The following is a 25,495-nucleotide window of genomic DNA, read 5'->3' on the forward strand; positions in this document are numbered from 1 at the left end:
ATGATACAGGTAAAAGACAATATCTATTTCGACGAAACAAAACCCTACAGCGAGCAATCGCCGGAGTTCCTCGAATACGCCCAAACCGTGTTTTCTCAAATCGACTTTACAGATATGAGAGATCTTAAAAGTGATAATACATGCACCTGGACAATTGAGCAGGACGGACTGCGCTTCACAGCAAAACGGGAATTCCTTAACCCCTCTTTGTACACAGTAAAAGAGCACATTTTTAACGTTGAAATATTGTAGATATGGCAGCTGGATATGTTACTAATTACGGGAATGTAGAAAATGACGGCCTTAGCTGGGATACGCCTAAGCGGAGTATTCAGAGTGCTATTGATGCGGGGTTATCTCCTATTAGCGGTGTGGGTTTTTTTTCTGAGGCTCTATCTTCTGGCCCAGTATCGACTACGATTGACTCGGTTGGATTTTTAGTTTTTGATGGTGGCAATAATTTATCATCTTTTATTGACGGGAGTTTTCAAGGTTTCAGAGGTTTTAGTAATATTAAAATAAGAAATTATTTAAAATTGAGGCAGAGTATTGGTTTTGAAGTAAATTGGATTTGGAATAATTGCATTATCTCTAATATAGAAAACCTTTCAATTTATAGGCCGCAATATGAGCCTCGAAATAAGCTCACTAATTGTTTGTTTTTTAATAACTCAATATCACATTTTGACATACTTGAGAATTGTACGGTTTATGGTGGAGAAGTGAATTTAAGGCAATTTGGAGATTATAGATTTAAAAATTCAATCATATCGGAGTCGAATGTAATCATTAACCCGCTTTATACCGGTGATATGAAAATTGTTTATACTATCTTCCACAACTGCACATTCAAATTCACCGGAGGCGACCAAGGAGCAGATGAAACAACTTTTACAGCCCCAGCAGGAGCCGACGACACCGAAAAACTCGAAGATCTACGCGCACGGATGGCAGTAGTATATGGAGGCGTAGCAAGCCAATACCTGCAAAATTGCCGCTATCAAACTGATGGCGATTTGTTCATTGACCCTGCAAAAGAAAACTTCTACCTCGTGCCCGGATGCCAAGCTGCTCGAATGAGTTACGAAGCTGGCTATATAGGCAAATACCCGGAGGGTTCACTGGCCGATTTTGCAGGCGACTTTGTGAGCTATACCAATATCGACGCATCCGGCAATATCATCGACCAAACCGTTGATGCCACCGCCGAAACCGATATTGTTGACCTTCTTAAATTGCGTCATATCAACAGCCTCGAAGCACTTGGACAACGTGCTACCCGTAACGGTAATGCCGTAAATGTCGATGCCGATTTAGGCCCCGCCATCAATCCTGGAACCGCGCTCACTGATGGCAAAACTTACATAGTTCGCGATGAAGCCATTTCACAAACGGCATCAGGTAAAACGCGCGATGTGGGAGAAACATTTATTGCCACCACCGCCGATGGTCTCGATTTTACAAGCGCCACCGGTTACGTTCAGGAAATTTACCTCGATAAGCCACGTTCAATAGAGTTGAAGGTTTCAAAAACAGACCCAACCCTCGCAAATGCCGTGTGGCTAAAAATGGACTTGTACGCCGAGCCTCGCATTAATTACGATGTCAACGGCGTTCCCCAATACGGCAACTTAGACCCCAATTACGACGAAGCTACCAGCGAGCGCCTTTTTATCCGCTACTGGAAAGCACGAGTCACAATCCAGGCTAAAAACTTACCAGCATAATTCATGGCAGACGAAAGCACATATAAAGGACAAGTATTGAGCATCGCCCCCGAAAAGGAGCAGTTTTTCGAAAACGAAGAATCAAACCTCAAGGGGGTTGAACTTGGACTTAACGGCGATGCCGAAAACCTGTTCCCGGATGATAGCCGCATGTGCGGCATTTGTCTTGGAATGGGGGAGGTTGTGCCGTTTATTAGTCATTCGTCAAAGTTCAGTTTGTAGAAATATTTCTAAGGGGGATAAAGAGCCCCCGACTCTGTTAGTAGCTCTCTGACCTTCTACTAACAATAAAGGTGCATGCACACCACGCCGGAGGCAAATGTCTTCGGTCGGTGTGCATGCACCTTTTTTATGCAGTAAATGTCAGAGAGATTGCAAATATAAATAAAAATTATTGTTGAAATGGATAAAACATTTAAGTACAAAGAACAGCACGCCGTAGTACTCAAGTGCAGCTCAGAAAAGGAGCAAAAGGAGATTTTCGAGAAACTAAAGAAAATGGGATTTAAACACTTAAAGCTAGTATCAGTATGAGAATTGAGGTAAAACACAGCTGCAATAACTTTGACAGCTTTAGAGCCAATAAGGTTAAAAGCCTTTTTAACCCTGAGTACGGCCACACATGGGAGCATGTGGCCGATATCCCGATTGAGGAAGATTTTCAAATTGGCCTAATAGTTGGGCCGTCGGGTTCCGGGAAAACGAGTATAGGTCAAAGGTCATGGCCCAATGTGCCAATACATGACCTTTACAAAGGCTGGGATAACAACAGGCCCATTATTGACTGTATTGCTCCGGAAGGGGATTTTAAAAAGGTAACCGGTGCGCTCGCGGCGGTTGGACTTGGAGATGTGCCCGCGTGGCTAAGGCCGTTTAAGGTGCTAAGCAACGGCGAGCAATTCAGAGCCGGACTTGCCAGGCTGATTGTTGACCCTCCGGAGCGGAAGACAGGCTTGAGAGAGATAAGGAGTTTATGCCGTTTGTGGCCACTATAAAGAGAATAAAAAATTATACGGCCTATGAGTAAGTAAAAAAGCCCCCAACGCTTCATTTTGGTTATCTGCTACAACAACACAAAAAATGCGAATATCGCACACGTCGAGGGCTTAAATACCTTGTTTGTGTGATATCCGCATTCATATTGTTGTAGCAATACAAACTTAATAAAATTTGACTAAAATGAGTGAAAAATTGAACATGAAAACGCCGGTTACTTATTACGGCGGTAAACAACAGATGGCAAAACACATACTGCCTTTAATCCCTGAACACAACCTTTATTGTGAGCCGTTTTGTGGAGGTGCAGCAATATTTTTTGCCAAAGAAAAGAGTAATGTAGAGGTACTTAACGACACCAACCGGGAGTTAATCAACTTTTACCGAGTCGTTCAAAATGAGTTCCCGGCCCTTGAAAAGGAAATTCAAATAAGCCTCCACAGCCGCGACTTGCATCGTAGAGCCTATGTCATTTACAACAATCCTGACATGTTCCCTGAGTTAAAGCGCGCCTGGGCATTGTGGATGCTAAGCGCTCAAGGTTTCGCCGGAAAGCTGGACGGGACATGGGGATATGATGTAAAGAGAAATACAACCTCAAAGAAGATAGACAATAAACGCAATGACTTCTCTGTTGACCTTGCTATTAAGCTTCAAAACGTGCAGCTTGAGTGTGCCGATGCTTTGTATATTATGCATGCTCGTGACCGGGAGGATAGTTTCTTTTACGTTGACCCACCTTATTACAATAGCAATATGGGTCATTATGACGGATACTCAATTAATGATTATGAGGAGTTGTTGCAGACACTTGCTAATCTTAAAGGAAAGTTTTTGCTGTCCAGTTACCCAAGTCCAATATTAACGCAATACACCAAAAAGTATGGCTGGAAAACTAAGTCGTTTGATTCCAAAGTTAGCGTAAATGGCAAGGCTAAGCGCAAGACTAAGACTGAGGTGCTTACTATGAATTATTAAAAAAGGCTGCCCGGTTTGGGCAGCCTTTTTTATATTTAAACACCGTTTAAATTACAACTCAATAAACCTGTCAATGGTATTGCCGGCAGTGGTTTCAAAGCCTTTAAGCGGTACCGCGATGGATTGGCCCGATTGATTCTCCAGGATAAAAGAAGGAATGATTTCACCGCCATGATTTACCAAGTCGAGTTTCCTGCAGGTGAAAGTGTCGTTCCTGGTGAAAGTTTGTTTTGTTCCGGAGTTTAGTTCCAGGTAGTCTTGCTCCAGTTTTAGTTTAAACGATTTTCCTGAGTAAAGTTGCTGCTGCTTTTCAAAAAAACCATTAACCAGAAATGGCGGGTTTTCCATGTTTCGGCCGGTTAGCCTGTAGAAAATTGTCTCCGGGCCGGTTAGCTTCACCCAAATTTGTAGGCGGTCTTCATCCCTGGTGGCATCAGCGAAGGTAAAACCCTTATTCACCAGGGAGGGATCATTTATTCTTGCACCTCTGTCTTGAGAGGAATAAAGTTCATTCACCTCTACGATCCGGACGGTCTGCCCTATTAATGCGCTGATGTTTTTATCCGGAATGTTCTGTAAGCTGTCGTATTGAGCCGGGGCCTGTGCCAACAGGCTTAAAGATGCAGTAAATGCAGTTAGGAAAAGAGTAAGTTTTTTCATTTTTCTATGTGTTTGGTATATACAAAATTAAAAAGCCTGCCGGATTATCCAACAGGCTTGCTATTTATTCTTTTCATCCATGCTGTTTGGATAAGTGGTTCAGAACTCGTACCAGGCGGCCCAAACAATTAGGCCAATGAACACGGCCACAACTATTAGAACCATGCCCATTTCGATTAGTGTTTTAAAGTCCGTTCTTTTCATCTTTAGTCATTTTTCGAAGTTTACTCTCAAGCATTTTAATTACCGTAGCCCGGTTCTTGTTGTTCTTTTCATAGGCTATCTCGTTTCTTAACCTTTGTGGAGGAATCTCATTTGGGAGTTGCAGCGTGACTCGAATATCTTCTACGCTGCCTAAGTTTACAATGTGTGGTACCATATTAGTTGGCTTTTTGGCTCTGCTTCTTAAAGAAGTCGTTAACCTGGTTAAACATATCGTCGAGCGCAGTTACTCCCTGTTCCAGTTGCATGTCTGCGACATCATCGATTCCGCTGATAAAGGCGCGTTTTGTTTCCTGCTTTTGAACGGGGTGCATTTGCTCCTCTTTCAAATTCATCTTCTCTAGGTAAAGACTGTACTGGTATTCGATGTTGAATTTTGTGGTGTCCATGATTAGTGTTTTTTAATATGGTGACATACTCCGTTTTCGTCTGGCTGTTGCCATTCTCTGTTTTTATTGACTTCCAGCTTTTGAAATGCGGCAAAAATGAGTTTTTCTGCTGAAAAGCCTATATGGTAGGCCGAATCAAGCAGCAACATGAGGCAATCAGCATACTCTTCATTTGCCTCTTTTAGCAGCTTTCCGTCCGGCTTGCTGGCTTCATAGGCAGTTACCACCTCCAGGAGTTCTGTTACCTCCTCTTTAAGGTGGTGGATTATTGCCGGATTCCGCTGGGCGTTTCCAAAGGTCTTATCTGACCAGCTTGCCACCTCAAACATTAAGTTTTGAAGTGCCCGCGTTTGAGACTTTGTAAAAGGCGGTTCCACGGGGCCACTTACAACGACCCCGTTTTTTATGTAAGTTGTCTCAAACCTTTCAAAAATAGATTTTGAATTGACTTCCTCATGCGTTATGAGGTATTTTATAGCCAACTCAATCTCATTAACTTCCTTTTGAGTTCTGGCTTTGGCCTTTTCAATGATGTTTTTGTAGTGCGGCCCATCCACGTGGGTTCCGCTGATACCTTCGAGGTTTGCCTTTTTCTCCTCAAGGTGTTCTGTTAATAATACTATAGCTGTTTCCATTTGATGTGGTTTAAATGGTGTTTAAAATAACTGTCCTTGTGCCATTTGTCCGTTGAGCACCTGCATGCGGTCGGCTTTTCCATACCGGCCATGGGAATAAGCAAAGCCCTCTTTAACATCAATCAGGACATCTACTTCATGCTCCCACTTTGCGAGTGGAACTCCGGTTTGCATCACCAGGTGCCAAGAGAGTTTCCGGCGCTTGTACTTTTGCCGTAAGTCCTCAAAATCCTCATAGCTCATGGCCACGTGCTGAACGCTATCCACTATTACAAAACGGAATCCACCCCTGTGCAAAAACCTGTCGATATCCTCGATGTGCTTGGTATGTAAAAAGCGTACTTTAGGTGAGTCAACCCCGCATGAAAGAATCCTCTTTCGCAGGGTTTTACTGTTGATGCGTTCCTCAGCGGTTACATACAGAACTTTGCCCCACTGGCTACAGTGCTGGGCAAACTTCATGCAGTAAGTACTTTTCCCGCTTTTGGCCTTTCCCCTTATGAGCGTGGAAAACCTAATGTCAGGCTCTCCAAGGATAAGGTTCCACCCATCCTGAAAAGGATAGGTTTCTACATTGCGCTCCAGAACGCTTGTGGGACTATAAGTTCTCATGTGTTTGGTGTGTTTTGGTTTATATTCGAACCATTACTTTCTGATCCTCGTTGTAAGGCTCATATTCAACGGCTGTTTTTCTGATCAGCCTGCCTGATCCGTTGCATGTTTTACAGGCTTGCTTTTCGTAAAACTTGCTGTGAGTGCCTGGATCTATCAGTATCTCTCCAACGCCTTTGCAGTCCTCGCAGGCAATAACCTTTCTCAGGTATTTGTTTGTTGTTCTCATATCGCCAACCATTGTTAGTTCCTCAACATTAGTTCTCTTAATTCTTTGGCTTTCTTTCGCTCATTGTCGCGAATGGCTACCAGCTGATGAAACAGCTTTTTAAGATCCTCAACTGTGCTGAATGCATAAAGGCCTTTGCTGTTTACTATTTCACGCTGTTGCTTTTCGGGGGGCATAATCCACTGATATTGCTTTTTTGCCAGTTCCCGGTTTACATTTGACCAGTCTTTTGGCGTTGCAGTAATCCCCCTTTCGTTGAGTACCAGGAGGCATTTGTTGCGCCATTTGCGAACGAGTTGTTCGCTTTTCTCCCGGCTCTTTGCCTTTGGGAAGTGTGGATTTGATTTGCGGACTTTTTCAAGTCGTTGCCTGGCATCGTGAATAAGTATGTCCATCTGTTTTTCGGTGAGGCCTGAGGTGCTTTGCACTCCAAACCTTTCGGCCACTATCAACTTTTTGTAGCGCTCTTCGCCCAATGCGAGGAGTAGTCGATGATAGAACTGGCGTTTTTGCCTGAGTATTTGTTCTTGTTTAGTCATTTAAATAGTGTTTAAATGTGAGATCCTGCGGGCGGAATCGAACCGCCCCTGGAACCGTTGCAGGTGAGGAGGCTACTCCTCTTTAAGTATGAAGTCGTTTTTGATTCTTTGAACCAAAGTGACAACCACATCAAATTCGAGATGCTTGTTGTCGTGGGAAAGCTTTAGGTTCTCGTTTAAATATTCGGCTACATCCTCAGATACCTTCTTTTTCTGTGCCTGTTTCCCCTTGGGGACGTATAACCCATGAGCGTATTTCCTTTCAAATTTCCTTTCCGGGAACTCAGGGTCTTTTGCGTAAATAATGGCTTTTACCTGGTACATAATGCGATTTTTAAAGACGGTTAAACGATGGTTCTACTTTTCGCCATACACCCATTTTTGTGCGCTCGTAGAAATAGAAGTTGGTGGCAGTTCGTTCGGTGACGTTGCTTTCTCTGAACAGGAGCATTATTGCGCTGTATTCAGGATTATTGAAGCGTTCCTCCAGATCGTAAAGCTTGCTGATACTCTTGTAATCCAGATCACCGTATTTGTTACGTTCCAATAGCGTCATTCCAAGCTGATACATGGGGTCATCAACGCCACTTTTGCTTTTCTGGATCCATCCCTGGAGAAACTCAATGAGTCTTGCCGCAGCAACATCGGCCCGCTCATCGAACTTTTTAACCTTGTTGGCTTTTACCTCAACTTTAAAATTCTCGGTTGATATGGTATAGCTCATTTGGTTTTCGTTCCTCAGCTGGCCATATTCTTTCATCACCTGGTAAAAGGCTTCGGTTTCTTCACTAACAAAATCAAAAAGCTCCTTGGCGTAGGCTTCCACTTCGCGCGCCTTTTTTTCTATCCGGCTCACTACATCTGCCCTAATACCCTCATAGGCCTCTCGCCGTTTAAGCCTCTCAGTATTCTCCTGGCTTCTCTTTTGCTCCAGGAGTTTCTCAAGCTCCTCAGAAGAGAGCTCGTTTAAGTTTAAATTGCTTGTTGCAGCTTGTGCTAAGTCCTTTGTTTCCATGTTTAAATGGTTTTAAATTGTGAAATACATAATTGAACTGATAAAGATGATGTAGGCGGCAATCCATATAATTGTGAACAATGTGGCCTTGCGCGCCTTTTGCCTTGCCCAATACTCCTCATTGGTCAGAAGGCGTCTTTTATTTCTTTTGCTCATAAGCTAATGCTTGAATAGTCAATAGATGGGAGTTCAGCCATTCGCAGGGTGTCGATGCAGTCGCGAATACCCCGGAAGGTCTTTTTTGCAAGCCATGAGTGACTTTTAAATTCAGGCCTGCGACCAAGTACAATGTCAAGATCCTCCTCGTTGTTGATGCCATTGGCCCTGAATATTGCCTCAGCTTCCTCCGGAGTAGGTCTGCTTAGTTTTTCGGGAAGCATAAACAGGCGGTCGCGCGTCTCGCTAAACAGGTGGCTGTCCCTTATGGCCCCCTTGTTGAGGTTATTGATAAAGTAGGGTGCCCCCGCCATTACAATGCCGCAAATATCCCGGAAAGCGGTCATTATATCCTTGGTGATTGTGACATTGGGGCCTTTCATGCTGCTCACCTCGTCAATACATACAAGCATGTCCTGTTTCTTCGCAAATTCTCGCATCTCAAGAATTTGTGCGGACATGGTTCCGGGCTTATAGCAGTCCAACGCTCTCATCAGGCCGGCCACAAACTGTTTGTTGGTCTTTACCATAGAGGCATCGAAGTAAACCACTCTAAATTTTCGCTGACTTTCGATGTATTCTTTGTACTTCTCCAGGGCAAATGTTTTTCCCAGGCCACCTTCACCAACTACAGCCATTGGCTTTTTTAGAGCATAAGCCCGCTCGCAGGTTTCCCATACTTTTCGCAGGTTTTGCGTTGGAACGCCCTTGTAGCTTTCTGCCTTCTGGATGTACTTGTCGATAATCTCCCAGGTTTCCTGCCCAACCATTCCCGGTTTGTCAAAGTTGTTCCGGACGTGGCTGAATTTAGATCCGTTGGAGAACCCCAAACGCTTTACAGCAAACTCGTTTCCTGATAATCCGCTGTTTTCCTGCAGTGCAACGATGCGGTCGCGCATCTCCTTTTTTTGCTCTGTTGAGTAAACTTTCATACATTTATGGTTTAAATGATTAGAATTGTATATAAGGCGTGCCGTTGCAGCGGCGCGCTTTGTTATTTCCCTATTTGTAGTATTCTGCGCTGCCTTTCGGTCAGTCCATCGCTCATGCCATTCGATACATCCTCCAGTGCGGATTCCCTTGCATTTTCATTTGCTTTTGAGGTATCCCACCATCCAAAACCTTCAGTACCGGTTGCTTTTATTTCATCAAGCAAATCCCGCTGTTTTTCCAGTTCGCGCACGGCGTATTCGTAGCCATATTGTTCCTGTTTTTGCTTGAACTGCACCTGTTTGCCTTTTTCACCCTCTTTCATGTCTGCCACAGCGGATGCGTATCGTTCTTTTTCGTAAGCTTCAGCAACAACCTTGTCATTTTGGTAAAGCACAATCATCTCAGGTTTTTCGCTATCCATCCGCACTGTGAATTTTTCTCCCATGTGCTCATTGGCAAACATAAAATCACCTACCGTTCCATCGTTGTCGGGGACTATATAGTGTCTCTTAACCCCTTTCCGTTCAATTTCAATTCCGTTGGTTCCGTAGGTGTATAGCTCTGGCTGTTCAATAAAAAACAGGCTGATTTTGTCGAAGTAGTTGAGTTCACAGCGCTTTTCATGCTGTATAGATGTGTAGCGCTTTATCTTGCTTTCGCCTACAAAGCGGCCGTAATTGTCACGGCTTTCCCCTCTGCTGTTCCACTCCTCAACACCGTTTTTAAACTCCACCAGAACCTCATTCATTTCCGGAAGCAGCTCCGGATTCTTTCTTAGTTGAGCCAATAACTCGGGATTGGCCTTTGAATTAAGGCTGCCGCTTGTAATGTTACCACCTTTGAAATTTTCCCGTTTGCGCAGTACCCGTTGCTGAAAGTGTCCAATTATGCCCTCTACATACTTTGAGCGGCCCTTGTAAGGTTCGCACGGGAAGTGTACCCGGCTCATGTTTTTATATAGCTGCTGGATGACCCTTGCCTGATTGGCAGAGCTGTTATCGTACTGAAGTTGATAAGGCTTGTAGCTGTATTTGTGGATCGCATCTCTCAACGCGGCTTCAACAAGACCGGCCGTTTCGGCAAAGGCTACAGCGTAGCCGAGTATTGAACCGGTGTTGGCATCTGTCACGAAATAGACGTATAGGTCACTCCGGACACTTATTTTCTTTTCTTTCCTGCCAGTCTTCTTGTTATATACTTCCTCTTCTACTCTGTAATAGAGCTGCATGGTTGTACCATCCAGTGACCACAGGGCGTCCGGGAAGCTTGGTTTTTCCCTGTTGATTAAGGGTTGCAATTCATTGTCTGCTGCATGCTTGCCATGCCTGTTATAGAACCAGACTTTCTTTATTTTTGGGGTGTTTAAATACTTTTTAATTGTTGATGTGGTGAGCTGTTCTTTGCCATTTTCAATGGCCCAGTCATTGAACATCATTGCCACATCTTCCCAGGAGTATTTAACTTGATTCGATGCCAGGTCTATTAGTTTTGCGTGGGCTATCTGATCACCTTTCTCACGGTTTACATTGCCTGTGCCCGCATGCATGAGTGCTTTAATGCCACTCTTCTTGTATTGGGCTGCGTTGCGGTACAACACACGCTCACTGGTAATCATGCCTTTTTTGAACTTGATCAATGGAGCCTTTCCGGGCCCTGTTCGCTGTTCGTTTAAGCAGCGTTTAAACACCTCGTTTCTGAAAGTAGCAATACTTTCAAAACCCATCTTGCGCACCTTTTTCACATCAAACTCATTGATGATTCTAAGCCACCCGGCAGCCCTTGCCAATTGGTGGGCTTCTGTTGGTGTGTAGATTTGTGAATCAATCAACTCCCGGAGTTCATCGGGATCCGTTCTGACCATTGAGGTTACCTGGTCAGTCAGATTGTCTATTGTTGCCTGGGCCTGATCTTCATCCTTTTTTTTGAGGTAAACTTCAGGCTCCATGTCATCACAAAGAAGTTTCTTAATAAGTTCCTGGTATTTCTCTTTCAGGGAGTCATAGTGTATGTACACCCGTTTGCCTTCTTTGTGATGCTCCCAACAATACACTTCGCCACGTCGCTGGCCCGCCAGTGCTCTTTTCAAATAACCGGCTGACAAACCGCATTCCTGCAGTTCCTTTGTCGTTACGCTTAGTATGTTGTTGTGATATATTGGCATAAAACAATAAATAGAGGGTGGCGCGGGATTCGAACCCACCACGGCCGTAACCGGACACCAAAGGCCACCCGGTTACGTGCTATCTGAATAGCTCTCTCCAGTTCACCAGAAATTCTCTAAATGAGTATCCTCTGAAAAGCCAAATGAAATTGAGGATAATGGAGGCGATTGCAATTGCGAAGGATAAGACGGTAATAATCCATTCAAGAGTAGTTAGTTCTTTCATCATGGAGGTGTTTAAATAGTAGTTAAATGGTTACTTTCTTCGTGTCGAATAATTTCTTCGAGCCGTTCTTTAATGAGAAGGCCTTTACCTCTCACCGGTTTCCGTTCGCCTCGAGCAATCATTCCAACAAACTTTGCGCTGACATCGAACTCTTTAGCCACCCTTTGATAAGGCGTTTGTTCGAAATGTTTTTTCAATAACTTGTCACTTAGTTTCATTTTTCACTACATTTGTTGTACTTATTTGCTACAAATATATATAGATAATATTCGACACACAACAAAAATGTAGATATTTTTCGACATGGAGAGCGATATATCCCAAAGGATTATAAAAATCATTGAAAATGAGGGGATGAGCACAAGAGGTTTTGAAAAGAAAATCGGAACTTCTAACGGTGTTATAGCTCGCTGTATTCAGAAAAATTCCGACATATCCAGTGGTTGGCTGTCGAAAATTATCGAAGAATTTCCGAAATATTCTGCAGAATGGCTTTTAACAGGCAAAGGTGGAATGATGAAAGCGGAGGAGAGGTTGAATAAGGCCATTTTATCAAGGGAGAGAGCCTCCCAGGATAAGTCCACAGAGCCATTGTATTTGATAGAGAGTGTGAAAGAACTCGCTATTGAGAACCACGAGTTAAAGAAGGAGTTAGAGGATTTAAAGCGAGAAAAAAAGGCTAACGAACCTCCTGGCTATGATGTTGCTGCCGAACCTATCGTGAAGTCCTCTCGAAGAAAGTAGCCAAGCCCCCCAGTTTTGCCCCCTCCTTATAATATGCCCCAAAAAAGGCAATACTACCCAATATAACATGTAAACTTAGGTTATGACCACCTAAAAGTAAAATCCTTTAAATTGTTAAATTTGCACGATTCGTAGGAGCGAATTTGCACGATTTGAAAGGCCAAATACAAAAAATGCTAAAATAATCACTCAGAAGTATAAAGAAATAAAAGGAGTGACGACTGATTTTCCTGAGTTTTTTAAGAAAAAGTTCAATTAGTGATGACAAGTAAAAAGGTTCGTTTCGAAGCTTTGGATGCTCTCAGGGGGCTTGCAATTTTAATGATGGTTTTATCGGCTGCCGTTCCTTTTGACGGAGCTCTTCCTGGATGGATGTATCATGCACAATTGCCACCGCCTGATCATGTTTTCAATCCGGCTATTCCAGGAATAACTTGGGTCGATCTGGTTTTTCCTATGTTTCTTTTTTCGATGGGCACAGCCATTCCTTTTTCGTTTGGCGGACGCATCGACAGCGGAGAATCAACATTCAAAATTACCGGCCATTTGGTATGGCGGTTTTTAGGTTTGGCATTGTTTGCAGTTATATCTCAACATGCAAGACCATGGGGATTGGAGTCGTCAGCAAATATAAGATGGGTGCTGGCTCTGACAGCGATGGCTGGGATGCTTTTGGTTTTTGCCTCTCCTTCTTCAGGATGGTGGCATAAAAATAAACGATGGATGTCCGGAACCGGATGGGCATTGTTGATAATTCTGTTCGTAATATTGCACATCAATGGTATTCGTGAGTTCTCTGTTCAGTATTTTGATATTATCATAATGGTTCTGGCTAACACAGCCCTGGGTGGCGGAATTCTGTATATGGTTTATCGCAGATGGAATAATTCGTTATGGATTGCCTTTGGACTGATAACTGCTTTCTTTTTAGGGGCGCGTGATGGAGATAACTGGGTAAGTCAATTGTATGACTGGTCGCCTATGACGTGGCTTATATCATGGAACTACCTGAAATATTTGATTGTACTTATCCCGGGTATTTATACTGGCATTGTAGTGAGGGAGGCCTTAAGATCGGGGGATAGTAAATCAGAACAGAATAAAGATTTGCTGCGATCACTGTCCATTCTTATTTTATCCGGAGTTATTATTGCTGCATCGCTTACCGGTTTATATGTCCGTGAAATGGCAGTGACTTTTTTTATTGTTTTTGGGATGCTGATTTTACTTTGGTTACTAATCAGAAAATGGGAAGTGGTTTGGCGTTCGGTTTTTCTGAATGTAATGCCGTTGAGTATTGTTCTGATCCTTGCAGGTTGGCTTCTTGAACCATTGCACGGAGGAATAAAGAAAGATCCTGCCACATTAAGTTATTTGATGCTAACAGCAGGGCTTTCTATAATTAGTTTGACAGGACTTGTGGTTTTGACGGAGGTGCTGAATCTGAAAAAATATCTGTTTATCCTAACCGGTTCCGGAAAGAATGCCATGATGGCCTACGTAGCCGGGAGTAATTTGATTATGCCCGTTTTTGCATTGACCAGTCTGGATGTGTTATTTGTCAATCCCTATTATCCGGTTTTGCTGATGGTCATTAAAGCAATTCTGATTACTTTGGGCGTTGGTTTGGTGAGTGCTTTAGCAGCAAATAAGAGGCTTTTTATGAGAGTGTGAAAGTATTAATAGTTTCCCCCAAAAGCCTAACCCCTAAGATACAATGATGCAGAGCATTTATTGTGAGGTGTGATACTGTTCAATTGTCCTGCTGTATATGCAGTTGATTGTCGACCATCTATGTGGTTTTGGTGGGGTATAAAAGTTAAACAGTAATAAATTAAGCAAATGAAGTCAGGTCTTTTAATAACAGTATTTTTCTTTTTAATGTCTGTAAGTATTATTTCTCAAAATAAAGAAAACTTTTTTTCTGCCAGTCATGAGTACTTCAATTATATGGGGCGGGTGGATTTTTCAGATAAACAGATTGCCCGTTACGATTGGCCGGGCGTAACAGTTCGTTTTCAGTTTACCGGCAACGAGTTGAAGCTTCATTTTAAAGGTGGGGAGCGAAACTATTTTGATTTGTTTGTAGATGGTGAACCGTTCGAAATTTTGCATGCCAAAGAAGATACAATAGCTGTGATAAAAGGGATAATTGGTAATGGACCCCACGAGGCAAGGTTTTTTAAACGTACCGAGGGGGAGATGGGGGAGACTCATTTTTACGGGATTGAATTGTCCCATAAAGGGAGGTTGCTACCATGGGAGAAGGAGGTTGACCGCTGCATTGAGTTTGTTGGAAACTCAATTACCTGCGGATATGGTGCTGAATCAGAAAGCAGGGAGGATGATTTCGATCCGCGCACCGAGAATGTAGGTAAGTCATATGCCACAATAATTGCAGAAGCACTGAAAGCAGATTATCATGTGATTGCCCATTCAGGGCTTGGAGTGGTTCGAAACTACGGTGATTCTCAGAAAGTTTCCACCCTACTTGCCACAATGCCTCAGCGCTTTGGCCGTTCTTTGGATATGGATGATTCTATTGAATGGGACTTCTCGAACTGGCAGGCTAATGCTGTAATCATAAATCTTGGTACCAATGATTTTTCAACTGAGCCTCATCCAGATAGGGTGGTTTTTCAAAGAGCTTACGAGAAATTAATCAAACAGGTACGGTTAGCTTATGGAGCTGTCCCTGTGTTTTGCGTGGTGGGCCCCTTGACAAATGAGCCGTGTCATACCTATGTGAAGGAAGTGGTTCAAAACAATGGTTTGCTAAACGCTGATGAGAATGTCTATTTCATCGGAATTCCACCGACTTTGCTTGATGCTGATACCGATTTTGGAGCCGATGCACACCCCTCGTATAGTGGTCAGCAAAAGATGGCCGATCATATAATTCCCGTTATTTCAACTGTGATGGGATGGCAATAGGTTGTTCCTAATCTACGACATGTATTGTGTCAAAGTATAATATTCACAGGTATGGAGGATTCTAATCCGCCATTTTTGTTAATTAAATCAAATCATGTTGCTTAAAGACCATAGCTGAAGCACCAATGTAACCCGTTTCCCTTCCAAGTTGAGAAGTTTTTATGGTCAAATATCTGAGAGGAATGGTTAATGCGGTTTTATTCATTCCGGTTTTGATGGAATCGGTAAACATATAGCCGGCCTGGGCAAACTTTCCGCCTATAATGATCAGTTCAGGATTAAGGAGATTTACGATATTACCCAGTGCCATTCCCAATTTTTCACCCATTTGTTGAAGGAGGTTAATGCTTAAGCCATCTCCTTCATTGGCCGCCTCAATAATATCGTCGTAACGTATGCCTTCCAGTTCTTTGTTATTACTTGCAAGAGATATGCCGCCCCCGGATATGTCACTTTTGAAGTTTTCTTCCAGCGCATACCCGGATACCTCCATTCCCAGGCACCCTCTTTTGCCGCAAATGCATAATTTCTCCGAGTTGCTCATTTGCATGTGGCCAAACTCTCCGGCAAATCCCATGCCCCCGGTAACAATTTTTTTGTGAGCAATGATGGTCATCCCAAGACCTCGACTGACATTTAAAACCAATGCATTTTTGGCTTCTTTGGCCTGACCCAATACTTGTTCGGAAAGTCCCATGACATGGGTGTCGTTGTCAATAAAAATCTGTTTTTTGAGCCGTTTTGTCAGATATTGGGCAAGTGGTTCTTCCCGGAAATTAAAGAAATTGTATGATTCTCCTGTCAATGTGTTAACCCTGCCGGTGAGACCAATGCCAATGCCCAGAATATGTTCTTTCCCAATTTGGCATTCCTTTAATGTTTCCTGGATAAATGAAATGACGGTCTCAAGACACTCTGGTGTGTTTTCGAGTCTGAAATTTATGTCCTGTTTTTCCAGAATAACTTTTTGGTCCAGCCTGACGACTGCGATGCTTATTCTTTTAAAAAGAATCTCCACACCGATAGCATGAAATTTGTCTATGTTTAGGGTGTAAAGCGTTGGACGTCTTCCGTTTTCGGTTTCTTTTTTGCCTTCCTCCAGAACCAAGAGGTCCGTGATTAATTCATTTATTAATTTGATGGTTGTTGGGGTGCTTATTCTAACCTGTTTCTGTAATTCCGGAATGGTTAAAGGCACATTGGACTTGGACAATGCGCGAATAATTTTTCTTTTTTGTTTTGCTTGTCTGCTTTTATTGCTAACTTCCTCGGATTCAGAAAGAACGTTATTGAGCCACATGGTGGTGAATTATTATGTATTAAATCTTTGTAAAAATAAATTCCTTGATAAGGGTAAAATATACATTTTTTGTAAATGTAATAAATTATTGATGGATAATTAAAAAAAAATAAAACTAAGGGGGTGTATTTAAAATGATAATTTAATAATTGATTAATTAGACCGGATTCATTTTGGATCTATTATTTTATGAATAAACAAATTGATTGTAATGCATGTGATATGTTTAAAAAACCCTTAAATTTGAATAATGCATTTATTCAAACTATTAAATTTTAAACTTTAACTTCTATGAAAATCAAAAGCTTTCTTTTTGCATTGGCGCTGTTGAGTGTCATTTCCGGTTGTAAGGATGATGACGATGGGGATAAAATGAGTAACCTTTCACCCGAAACACACAAAGAAAACATGGAACAGAGCGGCTTGAATGTAGTCGACCAGCTTGAGAATATGAGTAACCTGGACGCTGTTACGGCGATGTTGGATTTCAATGACCTGCTTGAATCAACAGAATACACTGGTGGTGTTTCCGGCGTTATAAAACCAGTGTTGGCGTTGAGTGAAGGACAATCAGTTGCTTTTAATCTTAAAAACTCAACCATTGACGAATCCAGCCTGAGCCTGTTGTTTGAAGACGAAGCAGGTATTTATACCTATAATGCCGAATTCAACGTATGGGGCAAAACTTCCAGCGATGATGAGATAACTTATCATTTTCCCACCTTTGAGAATGAAGTTAATAATGCTACGATTTCTGTTACCAACTTTAATTTTATTACCACTGATAATGCTGATTTGGTTGAGGTTAGTGAGGAACTTCCTACTTCTTTTGATGTTGAATTGACCGTGAATGATGTTTCATTGATTACTTTTAGTTTCAATGCTGCTTACGATGCCGATGGTATTCCAACATCTGTATCTGAAAGCTGGACAGTGGAAGAGTATAACTTTACTACCTCTGTTGCACGTTCTTCTTCAACCGTGTCAGTTGATCAATCATTTACTTTCAATGGTGACAATATTTTATCGTCACATTTTTCCAGCGATGGGAGCTTTTCATATGGAAACATGAAAGAAGACGGTGAGAGCGGTGATTTGTACGGCCAGGATGTCGTTAAATCCTCCAATATATGGTTTGCCATCGACAACCTGAAGCTGGAAGGAAATGCCAACTGGAAAGGGATGATGGATGATATGACCTCAATTAAAAGTGTTGAAAATGAGCAGCAGGCTTTTGAAAAAGAAGCTGAGATTTTAAATAAGAATATGAGCCTGAAGCTGAAGTATAACGACAGCAATGAGGTGATAGCCACGGGAGAAGCTTATGTTAAGACAGAAACAGATTACTATGGTACGGAGAGCTTATCTTTGGATTTCCGGATGAAATTCTCTGATGGTTCTTATATGGATGACTCCTACTTTGGAGAGGATGATTTTATTGATCTGATTAAGAGTTTTGAGGATATGATAGAGGATGCTGAGGAGAATTACGATGTGACCATCGAATAATCAAGACGAAATTAAAATTAATGTAATACAGGAAGAGGAGACCGCAATCATGCGGTCTCCTTTCTTATATCTATTTAGTGTCTGTCCATAAAGTACCATTTGTGTCGTTATGCTTGCCGCCAAAATACTCATTTACCCAAGTAAACTCCGTTTTTGGCGGCTTCGAAAGCCCCCGAAAAAAATCGGGGCAGGCTTTGCAACTGGCACTTTCTGACCAGATACATGACTTTTTATAAATTTTCCCGACTTTATAGACGGGCACTATTTTTTTGATAAAAAACAATTTGAACCGCGATTTAAGTATATTGATTGTTTTTCTTTTGCTGTTTCTGCCTGGGTGGAATTTGGTGAAAGCTCAAAACAAATGTCTATCCGGTCGAATTCTTGACCGACAAACAGGTATTGCCGTAAGTGATGCTCATGTATGGGAAAATGTATTTTCTCGTGGGGCAGTAACCGATTCATCAGGAAATTTCAGGATTTGTTTTTCGGATGAAATAGAGCAGGCAATATTGACAGTCAGTCACGCGTCATTTAAAACTGAACGGATTATTGCAAGAGATTTTTCGGTGGAGTTCTTTGTGGTTGAACTTAATCGGAAGGATCTAATGCAATCGGAAGTTCAGGTTGTGGGGAAAAGAAATTCCGTAATAAATGAGGTACTTCCGGGGCAGAATCGTATTAGCGGGACAGATATTGCACGGATGCCCACTTTACTGGGAGAAGCTGATGTGGTGAGAACTCTCCAGCAGAATACGGGTGTTCAGTCGGTAAGTGAAGGGATCGGGGGTATTTATGTACGGGGTGGAGGGCCTGGGCAAAACGGAGTTTTTCTTGATGGGATGGAGTTGATGAATCCGGTTCATTTAATGGGGTTGTTTTCTGTTTTTAACCCAATTACGACCAGTAAAGTAGATCTTTTTAAAGGACATAATCCTGTTTTTTTGAGAGGAGGACTGTCATCTTCCATATTGGTTTCTTCTGTTGATCCATTGAGAGAAAAAAGTTTTGTGAGTGGCTCTGTGGGGAATATTGCTGCTAATCTGGCTGTGGCTCAAAGAAGTAAGGGTGGTAAGATTGGCATTACTGCAGGATTCAGAAGAAGCTATCTGGAGCTTTACAGAGGTATCGCCGGACTTGTTGTAAATGAGGAGAATAATTATTTTGAACGAAGTTTCTACCGTTTTTATGACCTGAATGGCAGAATTGCTTTCCAACCGTTCGATATGACTACCTTTTATTTAAGTTGGTACCTGGGGGAAGATGATTTTATGATGGATGATAATGACATTGGATATGATGCAGGAACTAATTATGGCAATAAGGCTTTTGCCCTGGAGTGGAGGCAACGTACTGGGGCGAATTCTGTTTTGTCAGCCAAAGCTTCCTGGTCGGAAACCTGGTCGGATTTCGATGGTGAGATATTTGACAAAGATTTGCGTTTTCAGAGCAGTTATGACAAGTATTCTGTGGGGTTGATGATGACCAGTGAGCAGTCGGCTCACATGATTCGTGCAGGAATAGATGGGGCATGGCATCAGACCATTCCTCAGGATATGGAGATGGAATTGATGAACGAAACCAGGACAGCCAACGATGAATTTAGAAGTGCTGATTTAAGCGGGTTTATTGAGGATACCTGGGATATTTCCCCGAAGCTAAGTGTTAGTGCCGGTTTTCGGGGGATATGGTACTTCAATCTCGGGCCATACCAATATGAGGGCGAAAATAATCCGGACCCGGTTTCTTCAAATGAAGTTGTGGATAGTGAGTTTTATGGAATTCCTTCACTTTCAGTGTTATTTCAGTTGCCGACAGGAGGTGAGGTGCGGGTTGCCTGGACAAGAAATGTTCAGTTGATGCACCTGGCATCACTAAGTACCATGCCTTTACCCAATGATATATGGATGATGTCATCTCCAAGCCTTGATCCTCAAACCGGTCATTTATGGTCTTTGGAATATTCAAGACTTATCAATGAATATGAGTTGGTGTCCGGGGTATTTGCCAGGCAATTGAATAATCAGTTGGTGTTTAATGTGAATACCGAAGAGGAAAAGATGAACTTTGAGGACCATTTTTTTCATGGGGAAGGCCGGTCTTATGGTATTGAGTTGTCTGCCCGTAAAAATAAAGGAAGACTTCAGGGAAGCTTGAATTATACCTTGTCCCGCTCAGAACGTTCCTTTCCGGATATCTTCTCCGGAGAATGGTTCCCTGATAAATTTGACCGGACCCACGATTTATCTTTGTCAACCTCTTTTAAGGTTAGTGATAAATTGACCTTTAATGCCGGATGGATTTACGCTACAGGAAACAATATGACCCTCCCTGAGGGCAGGATGTGGATGATGGGCTCTGTAATGAACGACTACGTCGGATACAATAATTTTCGAATGCCAGCTTATCATCGACTTGATATTTCAGCAAGTCTGAGATTGGACAGTGACTTCTTCAGTGAGTCGGTACTTGATTTTTCGATCATAAATGTTTACAATCGGGCAAATCCATATTTTGTTTATTACAAAGTATATCAAGGCGATAGTAATTATGATATTGACATCAGAGTGGCCCAGGTTTCATTATTTCCGGTGATGCCTTCGGTTAGTTGGAAGTTTAAATTTTAAGAGATGAGGTTTGCTATTTGCATTGGAATTTTGTTATTAGTCGCGGGTTGCACAAAAGAGGTGGAGTTGGAGCAACCTGCCTATAAACCTAAAATTGTGGTGGATGGATATATCGAATCAGGGAAGGCTGCAAGTGTCTCTCTAACAATGAGTTCTCCTTATCTGACCCATTATGATTCTGCATCTATTCGACATACATTTTTGAATCATGCTAAAATAACCATCTCTTCGTCTGAAGGAGATGAAGAGGTGCTGACGTTATATCGGGAGAACAGGTTCTTTCCGCCCTTTGTGTATAAAAGTGTTTCTATTCGTGGCAGGACAGGAGTGGAGTACCATTTAAAAATTGAGGTAAGCGGAGATACATTAAGTTCAGTTACTTCAATTCCTGCAGCTCCTGTGGTCAGTAATGCTTTTTTTGATGCGGTTTCTGACACAACAGGGAATCTGGTGATGGAGGTTGAGCATGGGCAGAATGAGGATATTTATTTATTTACAAGGGTGAGAAGTCGTCTTGAACAGGAATCATTTCATCCATCCTACAATCCGGTTGATGTGATGAAATCATCAGACCAGGGCTTATATAGGTTGCAGGTTATGAGAGCTTCAGAATTCGGATTGTATTCTCTGAATGCCAAAGAAAATTTTTACAATGGTTATGGCAGGTATGAATATGACCTCCGCGATACGGTGGAGGTTCTTGCAGGTGCAGTGGACTCTGTCTCCTACATGGTTTTGAGTAGTTTGTTCAAGGACCGTTACAACCAGGAAAATCCGTTTGTTTTTAACGGGAATCGCGTTGAATCCAATATTGAGGGTGGTATAGGTCGTTGGACGGGAGTTGGAATCAATAATTTGATAACCGTTATGGCCGGGGATTGACTCGTAAATACCCTCTGTGGTTACTGTGTAAATACCTTATTTTTATTTATTTTTGTGGCTCAGAAAAGAAAAGGATATTGATATGGCCAAAAAAGCCAAAGAGTCTGAAAATACATATATAAAGCGTGAGGAGGCGTTCAGGCGTAAGCACAAAGCTACCATTTTACTTAATGATAAGGAGCTTGAAGCCTTTGAGGTTTACTGCAAAAGATACAAAGTCAAAAATAAGGCCCGCTTTATCCGGGAGTCGGTAATGCGCGTCGTGATGGATCAGTTTATGGATGATTATCCCACGCTTTTCGAAAAGAAAGACCTGGATCGGCTTCGTGTTGAAGATCGTGGGAATGATTAAGCTTTTACCGCGCCATTAAATTTATAGAGCTTCTTTGAGATCTTCACTCCATATGGCAATGCGTCCATCTGTTAAATCAGGCTCATTGTCTTCATCCAGCGGTAACCCCACAAACATGTCGTTACGAAAAGCCTTCGACTCACTGAAGTCATAATCATCTCCCGGCCACTGGCCAATAAACCTCGGTTTTTTGTCTTCAAGGATTTCATAAAGCTTACCCATGCCATCACAGAAGGTGTCCGGATATGTTTGTTGATCTCCCAGACCGAAGAGAGCAAATGTCTTATTAGAAAGGTCCAGTGTCAGAAATTTTTCCACAAATGTTTCAAAGTCGTCCTGGATCTGACCTACCCCCCAGGTGGAAGTCCCCATGATAAAAAAATCGTAGCTTTTTAATTCTTCCACATTCGCGGTTTCGGCGGGAATGAGGTCTGCTTCAGGGAATACCGCATGTACTTTTTCGGCTACAAAGCGGGTGTTGCCTACTGATGATCCGTATATGATGGCTGTTTTTTGCATGATTTTGATATTTAGTACCTGTCCATAAACTAAGCGTTTCTCACGTGCTTGAAATAGAAAGTTCAAATTCAAGGCGTGTGAAAAATAAATACCACAGAATACTCATGTATTTGAGGATTTAGATTTTGAGCAACAACGCAGAAGTTGGACTTTATAGACAAACACTATTTAGTTTTGTAGATTCAAACAAAAAACCTGCCGAAAGGTTCAGGGCTTAACCCGAATCATCATAAGGCCGTCACGAATGGGCAGAATTACCTGTTCCACCCGTGCATCCTCTTTTACCATTGTGTTGAATCGCAGGATTCCTTTTGTGTAATCATCTGCCTGGTCGGCATCTTCCACAACTTTCCCATTCCACAAAATGTTATCAGCCAGAATAAAACCACCTGCATTCATCTTTTTTATGATGGCTTCATAATATTCCGGATATTCCCGCTTGTCACCATCCATAAATACAAGATCAAACTTTTCATTAATGGTTCGGACTACATGTAAGGCATCTCCAATGTGCAGGGTGATTTTGTCCTCAAGTTTCGCTTTTTGAAACCAGGGTCTGATAAATCCTTCCAGTTCGTCGTCACGTTCAATAGTGTCTATGTGTCCGTTTTGTCCAAGTCCCCGTGCCATGCAGATGGCCGAATATCCTGTAAATGTGCCTATTTCCAGAACTCTTTGGGGTTGAATCATCCGACAGAGCATGGTCAGAAGTTGTCCTTGCACCGGCCCGGAAACCATTCGGGGGCGCAGTAGCTTTAGATGAGTTTGCCGACGCAGGTTGTAGAGCAAATCATCTTCAGGCGTAGTATGGTTCTCAATGTAACTGTCCATTAGAGCATCCATGTTTCCGGTATGGTTTTTATGATTGCTCATAAATAAGGTAAGATAGTTGTTGTTCGTCAAAAATTTCGTTGGCAATCTCCAGCAAATCAATTGCTGTAAGGCTGTCAATTTTGTTATATATGTCGGCCAGAGAATCTACTTTGTTGTAAAGGAGGAAACTTTTTCCAATGTTCAGCATCAGGTTTTCCCTGTTTTCGGATGAAATGGTGATCTGCCCCTTGAGTTGTCTCCGTGCTTTGTGCAGCTGCATCTGCCCCAGTTTGTTTTTTCTTAAACGGGCCAGTTCCTTGCGGGCAATTTTAAGACTTCGGTCAATGTTCTGGCTGTCGGTGCCATAGTAAATGCTGAATACCCCGGTGCCGTAATAGGGTGAGTAGATGGACTCGATGTTATAGGCTATGCCGTTTTTTTCTCTCAGAGCCATGTTCAGACGACTGTTCATTCCGGGACCTCCCAACAGGTTGTTGAGCAATGAAAGCCCAAGTCTTTTGGGATTCTCAAGGTCATAAGCGATGTTTCCGATGCTGATATGACTCTGGAATGTGTCCAGTTCTTTTCGCAACTCAGAAGGTTGGTAATTTGGTGGAGCAGGACGTTTTTGTGTTCGCAGATTGGAGCTTTCAGCACCAAAATATTTATCTGCAGTTTTCAAAAACCTGTCGGGATCCATATCTCCAACCATGCACAAAACCATCTGGTCTGTGTGATAATTGTTGGCTATGAAATTCAGAATGTCTTCCCGCGAAAAATTCTTGATGGAGTCGGCAGTTCCCAGGATGTTGTGTCCCATCGGGCCATCGTCAAATACCAGTTCCTCAAAGTCGTCAATAATCAGTTCTGCGGGATTGTCTTTGTAGGAGTTGATCTCATCAATGATTACTTCCTTTTCCTTGTTGAGCTCTTTTTCAGGGAATACCGAGTGAAAAGTAATGTCGTGAAGAAGTTCCACCGCCCGGTCAAAATCCTGAATCAGGAAAGAAGCATAAATGGCGGTTTCTTCTTTGGATGTGTAGGCATTCAGTTCTCCTCCAACATCATCCAGCCGGCTCAGGATGTGCCAGGTTTTTCTTTTTTGCGTGCCTTTGAAAATAACATGCTCTATAAAGTGGGCCATCCCATGTTCGTTTTCATTTTCATCTCTCGAGCCCGTATTGATGATAAGTCCGCAGTGACCTACCGGAGAGGCCACTCTGTGGTGGACCAGTCGGATGCCATTGGGAAGTGTATGTGTAAATAAATCCATGTTCAATATTTGTGTGATGCATTAAGGGGATTCTTTGCAAATCATGTTGTTTTATGGGTTTTTTTTGTGCACCACAATTATTTTTTTTGCTTTTTTTTGAAAAAATTTGACCGCAAAAATAACTAAACATCAGGGAATATCATCTTAAAAATGTGAAAAGAGACAATTAATTTCAGCCATGGGGTTTTGTCAAAACAAATCTTTCAGTATATTTGCAACCGCTTTTGAGAGGGTACCATAGCTCAGTCGGTAGAGCAACGGACTGAAAATCCGTGTGTCCCTGGTTCGATTCCAGGTGGTACCACAGGTTGGTTTTGATTGGGCTGACCTTCATAGTAAAAAGGAAATATTCAATTATTGTTTGGATTGTTTCCAAAATACAAAAAGGGTTATTGATTGATTGGGTTTTTGGTTATTTTTGCACCAATTGAAAGAAGCAAAAATAACAAAGGGTACCATAGCTCAGTCGGTAGAGCAACGGACTGAAAATCCGTGTGTCCCTGGTTCGATTCCAGGTGGTACCACAAAAAAGGCCGACGATTTTTTCGCCGGCCTTTTTTGTTTAATCAAGTTTATTTTGGTTGGGTGGTTTTGCAATCAGAAGCTGGCATAAAAGGTGTCGAAGTTAATCATCCAGTCTTCAATTTTTATTGTCTCATTACCGTTGTTTGTGTCTCCTGTGAATGCCTGAACGTTGAACATCCATTCTTTAATGGCCAGGTTTTCTTCATAATCTGTAAAAAGTGACTCGTTAAACATCCACTCCTCTAAATTTACAAGCTCTTCGTTGTCGGTAAATAAAGTTTCGTCCAACATCCAGTTTTCAATGGGAATGAACGATCCTAATGTTTGGTCAAAGTCAGTCATCCATTCTTCTATTTCAATCATATCTGCATCTGCAGCAAATCCATTTATGTCAAGCATCCAATCGGCAACTTCAATGTTTTCTTCGTAGGTATTCTCTAATGAAGCAATGAACTCCTGTGATGGATTTGAAGCATTTAAGTTGATGGTCAGTGTCAAAGCAATAAGTGAAAAAATAGCTGAAGTTTTCATATCTGGTT

The 25,495-nt window shown here is 42.2% G+C and carries 29 protein-coding genes and 2 tRNA genes; 14 read left to right on the top strand and 17 right to left on the bottom strand.

From position 1 onward, the window contains the following. The 5 genes from W7W_RS0117400 to W7W_RS0117425 all read left to right on the top strand — a co-directional run bounded on the left by W7W_RS0117400 (window position 1) and on the right by W7W_RS0117425 (window position 3,701). Window positions 1–252 carry a hypothetical protein gene (locus W7W_RS0117400; RefSeq protein ID WP_010664948.1) on the top strand — a complete coding sequence of 84 codons (252 nt, stop codon included), beginning with the start codon at window positions 1–3 and terminating at the stop codon, window positions 250–252. 2 nt (window positions 253–254) lie between these two features. Continuing rightward, window positions 255–1,727 carry a hypothetical protein gene (locus W7W_RS0117405; protein ID WP_010664949.1) on the top strand — a complete coding sequence of 491 codons (1,473 nt, stop codon included), beginning with the start codon at window positions 255–257 and terminating at the stop codon, window positions 1,725–1,727. A 3-nt stretch (window positions 1,728–1,730) separates the two neighbouring features. Further along, window positions 1,731–1,949 (top strand): hypothetical protein, encoded by a 219-nt coding sequence (locus tag W7W_RS0117410; RefSeq protein ID WP_010664950.1) that lies wholly within the window; start codon window positions 1,731–1,733, stop codon window positions 1,947–1,949. A gap of 308 nt (window positions 1,950–2,257) precedes the next feature. Beyond that, window positions 2,258–2,722, top strand: a complete 465-nt coding sequence (locus tag W7W_RS22450; protein WP_010664951.1) for a hypothetical protein — start codon at window positions 2,258–2,260, stop codon at window positions 2,720–2,722. Window positions 2,723–2,906: 184 nt separating this feature from the next. Further along, the gene (locus tag W7W_RS0117425; RefSeq protein WP_010664952.1) at window positions 2,907–3,701 is read left to right on the top strand and encodes a DNA adenine methylase; all 795 of its coding nucleotides are present in this window, start codon (window positions 2,907–2,909) and stop codon (window positions 3,699–3,701) included. Window positions 3,702–3,752: 51 nt separating this feature from the next. Here W7W_RS0117425 and W7W_RS0117430 read toward each other — a convergent pair whose 3' ends face one another. The 12 genes from W7W_RS0117430 to W7W_RS0117495 all read right to left on the bottom strand — a co-directional run bounded on the left by W7W_RS0117430 (window position 3,753) and on the right by W7W_RS0117495 (window position 11,696). Continuing rightward, window positions 3,753–4,361 (bottom strand): hypothetical protein, encoded by a 609-nt coding sequence (locus W7W_RS0117430; RefSeq protein WP_010664953.1) that lies wholly within the window; start codon window positions 4,359–4,361, stop codon window positions 3,753–3,755. A 184-nt stretch (window positions 4,362–4,545) separates the two neighbouring features. Then, entirely contained in the window at window positions 4,546–4,740 is a 195-nt protein-coding gene (locus tag W7W_RS0117440) for a hypothetical protein (RefSeq protein WP_010664954.1), read from the bottom strand. A 1-nt stretch (window position 4,741) separates the two neighbouring features. After that, window positions 4,742–4,972: a hypothetical protein gene (locus W7W_RS0117445; protein WP_010664955.1), complete on the bottom strand. Its 231-nt coding sequence runs from the start codon at window positions 4,970–4,972 to the stop codon at window positions 4,742–4,744. A 2-nt stretch (window positions 4,973–4,974) separates the two neighbouring features. Next, window positions 4,975–5,607 carry a dATP/dGTP pyrophosphohydrolase domain-containing protein gene (locus tag W7W_RS0117450; RefSeq protein ID WP_010664956.1) on the bottom strand — a complete coding sequence of 211 codons (633 nt, stop codon included), beginning with the start codon at window positions 5,605–5,607 and terminating at the stop codon, window positions 4,975–4,977. Between the two features lie 21 nt (window positions 5,608–5,628). Continuing rightward, on the bottom strand, window positions 5,629–6,219 hold the full coding sequence (locus W7W_RS0117455; protein ID WP_010664957.1) for an ATP-dependent serine protease: 591 nt from the start codon (window positions 6,217–6,219) through the stop codon (window positions 5,629–5,631). Window positions 6,220–6,238: 19 nt separating this feature from the next. Next, entirely contained in the window at window positions 6,239–6,448 is a 210-nt protein-coding gene (locus W7W_RS0117460) for a hypothetical protein (protein WP_010664958.1), read from the bottom strand. Between the two features lie 14 nt (window positions 6,449–6,462). Next, window positions 6,463–6,987 carry a hypothetical protein gene (locus W7W_RS0117465; protein WP_010664959.1) on the bottom strand — a complete coding sequence of 175 codons (525 nt, stop codon included), beginning with the start codon at window positions 6,985–6,987 and terminating at the stop codon, window positions 6,463–6,465. Window positions 6,988–7,059: 72 nt separating this feature from the next. Next, window positions 7,060–7,311 (bottom strand): hypothetical protein, encoded by a 252-nt coding sequence (locus W7W_RS0117470; protein WP_010664960.1) that lies wholly within the window; start codon window positions 7,309–7,311, stop codon window positions 7,060–7,062. A 10-nt stretch (window positions 7,312–7,321) separates the two neighbouring features. Next, window positions 7,322–8,002, bottom strand: a complete 681-nt coding sequence (locus W7W_RS0117475; RefSeq protein WP_010664961.1) for a DUF3164 family protein — start codon at window positions 8,000–8,002, stop codon at window positions 7,322–7,324. Between the two features lie 152 nt (window positions 8,003–8,154). Next, the gene (locus W7W_RS0117480) at window positions 8,155–9,090 is read right to left on the bottom strand and encodes an ATP-binding protein (protein WP_010664962.1); all 936 of its coding nucleotides are present in this window, start codon (window positions 9,088–9,090) and stop codon (window positions 8,155–8,157) included. A 62-nt stretch (window positions 9,091–9,152) separates the two neighbouring features. Then, window positions 9,153–11,252: a DDE-type integrase/transposase/recombinase gene (locus W7W_RS0117485; protein ID WP_081485201.1), complete on the bottom strand. Its 2,100-nt coding sequence runs from the start codon at window positions 11,250–11,252 to the stop codon at window positions 9,153–9,155. Between the two features lie 237 nt (window positions 11,253–11,489). After that, window positions 11,490–11,696 (bottom strand): hypothetical protein, encoded by a 207-nt coding sequence (locus tag W7W_RS0117495; RefSeq protein WP_010664964.1) that lies wholly within the window; start codon window positions 11,694–11,696, stop codon window positions 11,490–11,492. An 85-nt stretch (window positions 11,697–11,781) separates the two neighbouring features. Here W7W_RS0117495 and W7W_RS22985 point away from each other — a divergent pair, with 85 nt between their 5' ends. From W7W_RS22985 to W7W_RS0117510, 3 genes are all read left to right on the top strand, one after another. Beyond that, window positions 11,782–12,222, top strand: coding sequence for a helix-turn-helix domain-containing protein (locus W7W_RS22985; RefSeq protein ID WP_010664965.1), 441 nt, complete (start codon window positions 11,782–11,784; stop codon window positions 12,220–12,222). Between the two features lie 261 nt (window positions 12,223–12,483). Next, window positions 12,484–13,896 carry a DUF5009 domain-containing protein gene (locus W7W_RS0117505; RefSeq protein WP_010664966.1) on the top strand — a complete coding sequence of 471 codons (1,413 nt, stop codon included), beginning with the start codon at window positions 12,484–12,486 and terminating at the stop codon, window positions 13,894–13,896. Window positions 13,897–14,064: 168 nt separating this feature from the next. Further along, window positions 14,065–15,156, top strand: coding sequence for an SGNH/GDSL hydrolase family protein (locus tag W7W_RS0117510; RefSeq protein ID WP_010664967.1), 1,092 nt, complete (start codon window positions 14,065–14,067; stop codon window positions 15,154–15,156). A gap of 82 nt (window positions 15,157–15,238) precedes the next feature. Here the strand turns inward: W7W_RS0117510 and W7W_RS0117515 are convergent, their stop codons facing one another. Then, window positions 15,239–16,456: an ROK family protein gene (locus W7W_RS0117515; RefSeq protein ID WP_010664968.1), complete on the bottom strand. Its 1,218-nt coding sequence runs from the start codon at window positions 16,454–16,456 to the stop codon at window positions 15,239–15,241. A gap of 291 nt (window positions 16,457–16,747) precedes the next feature. On the opposite strand from W7W_RS0117515, the gene W7W_RS0117520 reads away from it, so the two are divergent. From W7W_RS0117520 to W7W_RS0117540, 4 genes are all read left to right on the top strand, one after another. Further along, a complete protein-coding gene (locus W7W_RS0117520) occupies window positions 16,748–17,965 on the top strand; it encodes a hypothetical protein (RefSeq protein WP_010664969.1) in 1,218 nt (405 codons plus the stop codon). A gap of 284 nt (window positions 17,966–18,249) precedes the next feature. Next, a complete protein-coding gene (locus W7W_RS0117530) occupies window positions 18,250–20,592 on the top strand; it encodes a TonB-dependent receptor (RefSeq protein WP_010664970.1) in 2,343 nt (780 codons plus the stop codon). Between the two features lie 3 nt (window positions 20,593–20,595). Next, complete coding sequence (locus W7W_RS0117535) at window positions 20,596–21,474, top strand: DUF4249 family protein (RefSeq protein ID WP_029510659.1); 879 nt, start codon at window positions 20,596–20,598, stop codon at window positions 21,472–21,474. Between the two features lie 82 nt (window positions 21,475–21,556). After that, window positions 21,557–21,826 (top strand): hypothetical protein, encoded by a 270-nt coding sequence (locus W7W_RS0117540; protein WP_025007161.1) that lies wholly within the window; start codon window positions 21,557–21,559, stop codon window positions 21,824–21,826. A 21-nt stretch (window positions 21,827–21,847) separates the two neighbouring features. Here the strand turns inward: W7W_RS0117540 and W7W_RS0117545 are convergent, their stop codons facing one another. The 3 genes from W7W_RS0117545 to W7W_RS0117555 form a co-directional block, all read right to left on the bottom strand. Beyond that, the gene (locus tag W7W_RS0117545) at window positions 21,848–22,345 is read right to left on the bottom strand and encodes a flavodoxin (RefSeq protein ID WP_010664973.1); all 498 of its coding nucleotides are present in this window, start codon (window positions 22,343–22,345) and stop codon (window positions 21,848–21,850) included. A 207-nt stretch (window positions 22,346–22,552) separates the two neighbouring features. After that, a complete protein-coding gene (locus W7W_RS0117550; RefSeq protein ID WP_010664974.1) occupies window positions 22,553–23,218 on the bottom strand; it encodes an O-methyltransferase in 666 nt (221 codons plus the stop codon). Next, window positions 23,205–24,431 (bottom strand): M16 family metallopeptidase, encoded by a 1,227-nt coding sequence (locus W7W_RS0117555; RefSeq protein WP_010664975.1) that lies wholly within the window; start codon window positions 24,429–24,431, stop codon window positions 23,205–23,207. Before W7W_RS0117555 ends, W7W_RS0117550 begins: the two co-directional genes overlap by 14 nt. Window positions 24,432–24,662: 231 nt before the next feature. Here W7W_RS0117555 and W7W_RS0117560 point away from each other — a divergent pair. Next, window positions 24,663–24,735: transfer RNA gene (locus W7W_RS0117560), tRNA-Phe, on the top strand. 147 nt (window positions 24,736–24,882) lie between these two features. Then, window positions 24,883–24,955, top strand: a tRNA-Phe gene (locus W7W_RS0117565). Between the two features lie 73 nt (window positions 24,956–25,028). Here the strand turns inward: W7W_RS0117565 and W7W_RS0117570 are convergent. Next, the gene (locus W7W_RS0117570; RefSeq protein WP_010664976.1) at window positions 25,029–25,487 is read right to left on the bottom strand and encodes a hypothetical protein; all 459 of its coding nucleotides are present in this window, start codon (window positions 25,485–25,487) and stop codon (window positions 25,029–25,031) included. Between the last annotated feature and the right edge of the window lie 8 nt (window positions 25,488–25,495).

This window comes from Marinilabilia salmonicolor JCM 21150, from assembly GCF_000259075.1.
Taxonomy (GTDB): domain Bacteria; phylum Bacteroidota; class Bacteroidia; order Bacteroidales; family Marinilabiliaceae; genus Marinilabilia; species Marinilabilia salmonicolor.

Coding starts and splice junctions, on each gene's coding strand:
- W7W_RS0117550 (WP_010664974.1), bottom strand. CDS start 23,218: ATGAGCAATCATAAAAACCATACCGGAAACATGGATGCTCTAATGGAC.
- W7W_RS0117485 (WP_081485201.1), bottom strand. CDS start 11,252: ATGCCAATATATCACAACAACATACTAAGCGTAACGACAAAGGAACTG.
- W7W_RS0117475 (WP_010664961.1), bottom strand. CDS start 8,002: ATGGAAACAAAGGACTTAGCACAAGCTGCAACAAGCAATTTAAACTTA.
- W7W_RS0117425 (WP_010664952.1), top strand. CDS start 2,907: ATGAGTGAAAAATTGAACATGAAAACGCCGGTTACTTATTACGGCGGT.
- W7W_RS0117480 (WP_010664962.1), bottom strand. CDS start 9,090: ATGAAAGTTTACTCAACAGAGCAAAAAAAGGAGATGCGCGACCGCATC.
- W7W_RS0117410 (WP_010664950.1), top strand. CDS start 1,731: ATGGCAGACGAAAGCACATATAAAGGACAAGTATTGAGCATCGCCCCC.
- W7W_RS0117570 (WP_010664976.1), bottom strand. CDS start 25,487: ATGAAAACTTCAGCTATTTTTTCACTTATTGCTTTGACACTGACCATC.
- W7W_RS0117470 (WP_010664960.1), bottom strand. CDS start 7,311: ATGTACCAGGTAAAAGCCATTATTTACGCAAAAGACCCTGAGTTCCCG.
- W7W_RS0117540 (WP_025007161.1), top strand. CDS start 21,557: ATGGCCAAAAAAGCCAAAGAGTCTGAAAATACATATATAAAGCGTGAG.
- W7W_RS0117505 (WP_010664966.1), top strand. CDS start 12,484: ATGACAAGTAAAAAGGTTCGTTTCGAAGCTTTGGATGCTCTCAGGGGG.
- W7W_RS0117450 (WP_010664956.1), bottom strand. CDS start 5,607: ATGGAAACAGCTATAGTATTATTAACAGAACACCTTGAGGAGAAAAAG.
- W7W_RS22985 (WP_010664965.1), top strand. CDS start 11,782: ATGGAGAGCGATATATCCCAAAGGATTATAAAAATCATTGAAAATGAG.
- W7W_RS0117545 (WP_010664973.1), bottom strand. CDS start 22,345: ATGCAAAAAACAGCCATCATATACGGATCATCAGTAGGCAACACCCGC.
- W7W_RS0117440 (WP_010664954.1), bottom strand. CDS start 4,740: ATGGTACCACACATTGTAAACTTAGGCAGCGTAGAAGATATTCGAGTC.
- W7W_RS0117510 (WP_010664967.1), top strand. CDS start 14,065: ATGAAGTCAGGTCTTTTAATAACAGTATTTTTCTTTTTAATGTCTGTA.
- W7W_RS0117520 (WP_010664969.1), top strand. CDS start 16,748: ATGAAAATCAAAAGCTTTCTTTTTGCATTGGCGCTGTTGAGTGTCATT.
- W7W_RS0117445 (WP_010664955.1), bottom strand. CDS start 4,972: ATGGACACCACAAAATTCAACATCGAATACCAGTACAGTCTTTACCTA.
- W7W_RS0117495 (WP_010664964.1), bottom strand. CDS start 11,696: ATGAAACTAAGTGACAAGTTATTGAAAAAACATTTCGAACAAACGCCT.
- W7W_RS0117430 (WP_010664953.1), bottom strand. CDS start 4,361: ATGAAAAAACTTACTCTTTTCCTAACTGCATTTACTGCATCTTTAAGC.
- W7W_RS0117460 (WP_010664958.1), bottom strand. CDS start 6,448: ATGAGAACAACAAACAAATACCTGAGAAAGGTTATTGCCTGCGAGGAC.
- W7W_RS0117400 (WP_010664948.1), top strand. CDS start 1: ATGATACAGGTAAAAGACAATATCTATTTCGACGAAACAAAACCCTAC.
- W7W_RS0117455 (WP_010664957.1), bottom strand. CDS start 6,219: ATGAGAACTTATAGTCCCACAAGCGTTCTGGAGCGCAATGTAGAAACC.
- W7W_RS22450 (WP_010664951.1), top strand. CDS start 2,258: ATGAGAATTGAGGTAAAACACAGCTGCAATAACTTTGACAGCTTTAGA.
- W7W_RS0117555 (WP_010664975.1), bottom strand. CDS start 24,431: ATGGATTTATTTACACATACACTTCCCAATGGCATCCGACTGGTCCAC.
- W7W_RS0117535 (WP_029510659.1), top strand. CDS start 20,596: ATGAGGTTTGCTATTTGCATTGGAATTTTGTTATTAGTCGCGGGTTGC.
- W7W_RS0117515 (WP_010664968.1), bottom strand. CDS start 16,456: ATGTGGCTCAATAACGTTCTTTCTGAATCCGAGGAAGTTAGCAATAAA.
- W7W_RS0117465 (WP_010664959.1), bottom strand. CDS start 6,987: ATGACTAAACAAGAACAAATACTCAGGCAAAAACGCCAGTTCTATCAT.
- W7W_RS0117405 (WP_010664949.1), top strand. CDS start 255: ATGGCAGCTGGATATGTTACTAATTACGGGAATGTAGAAAATGACGGC.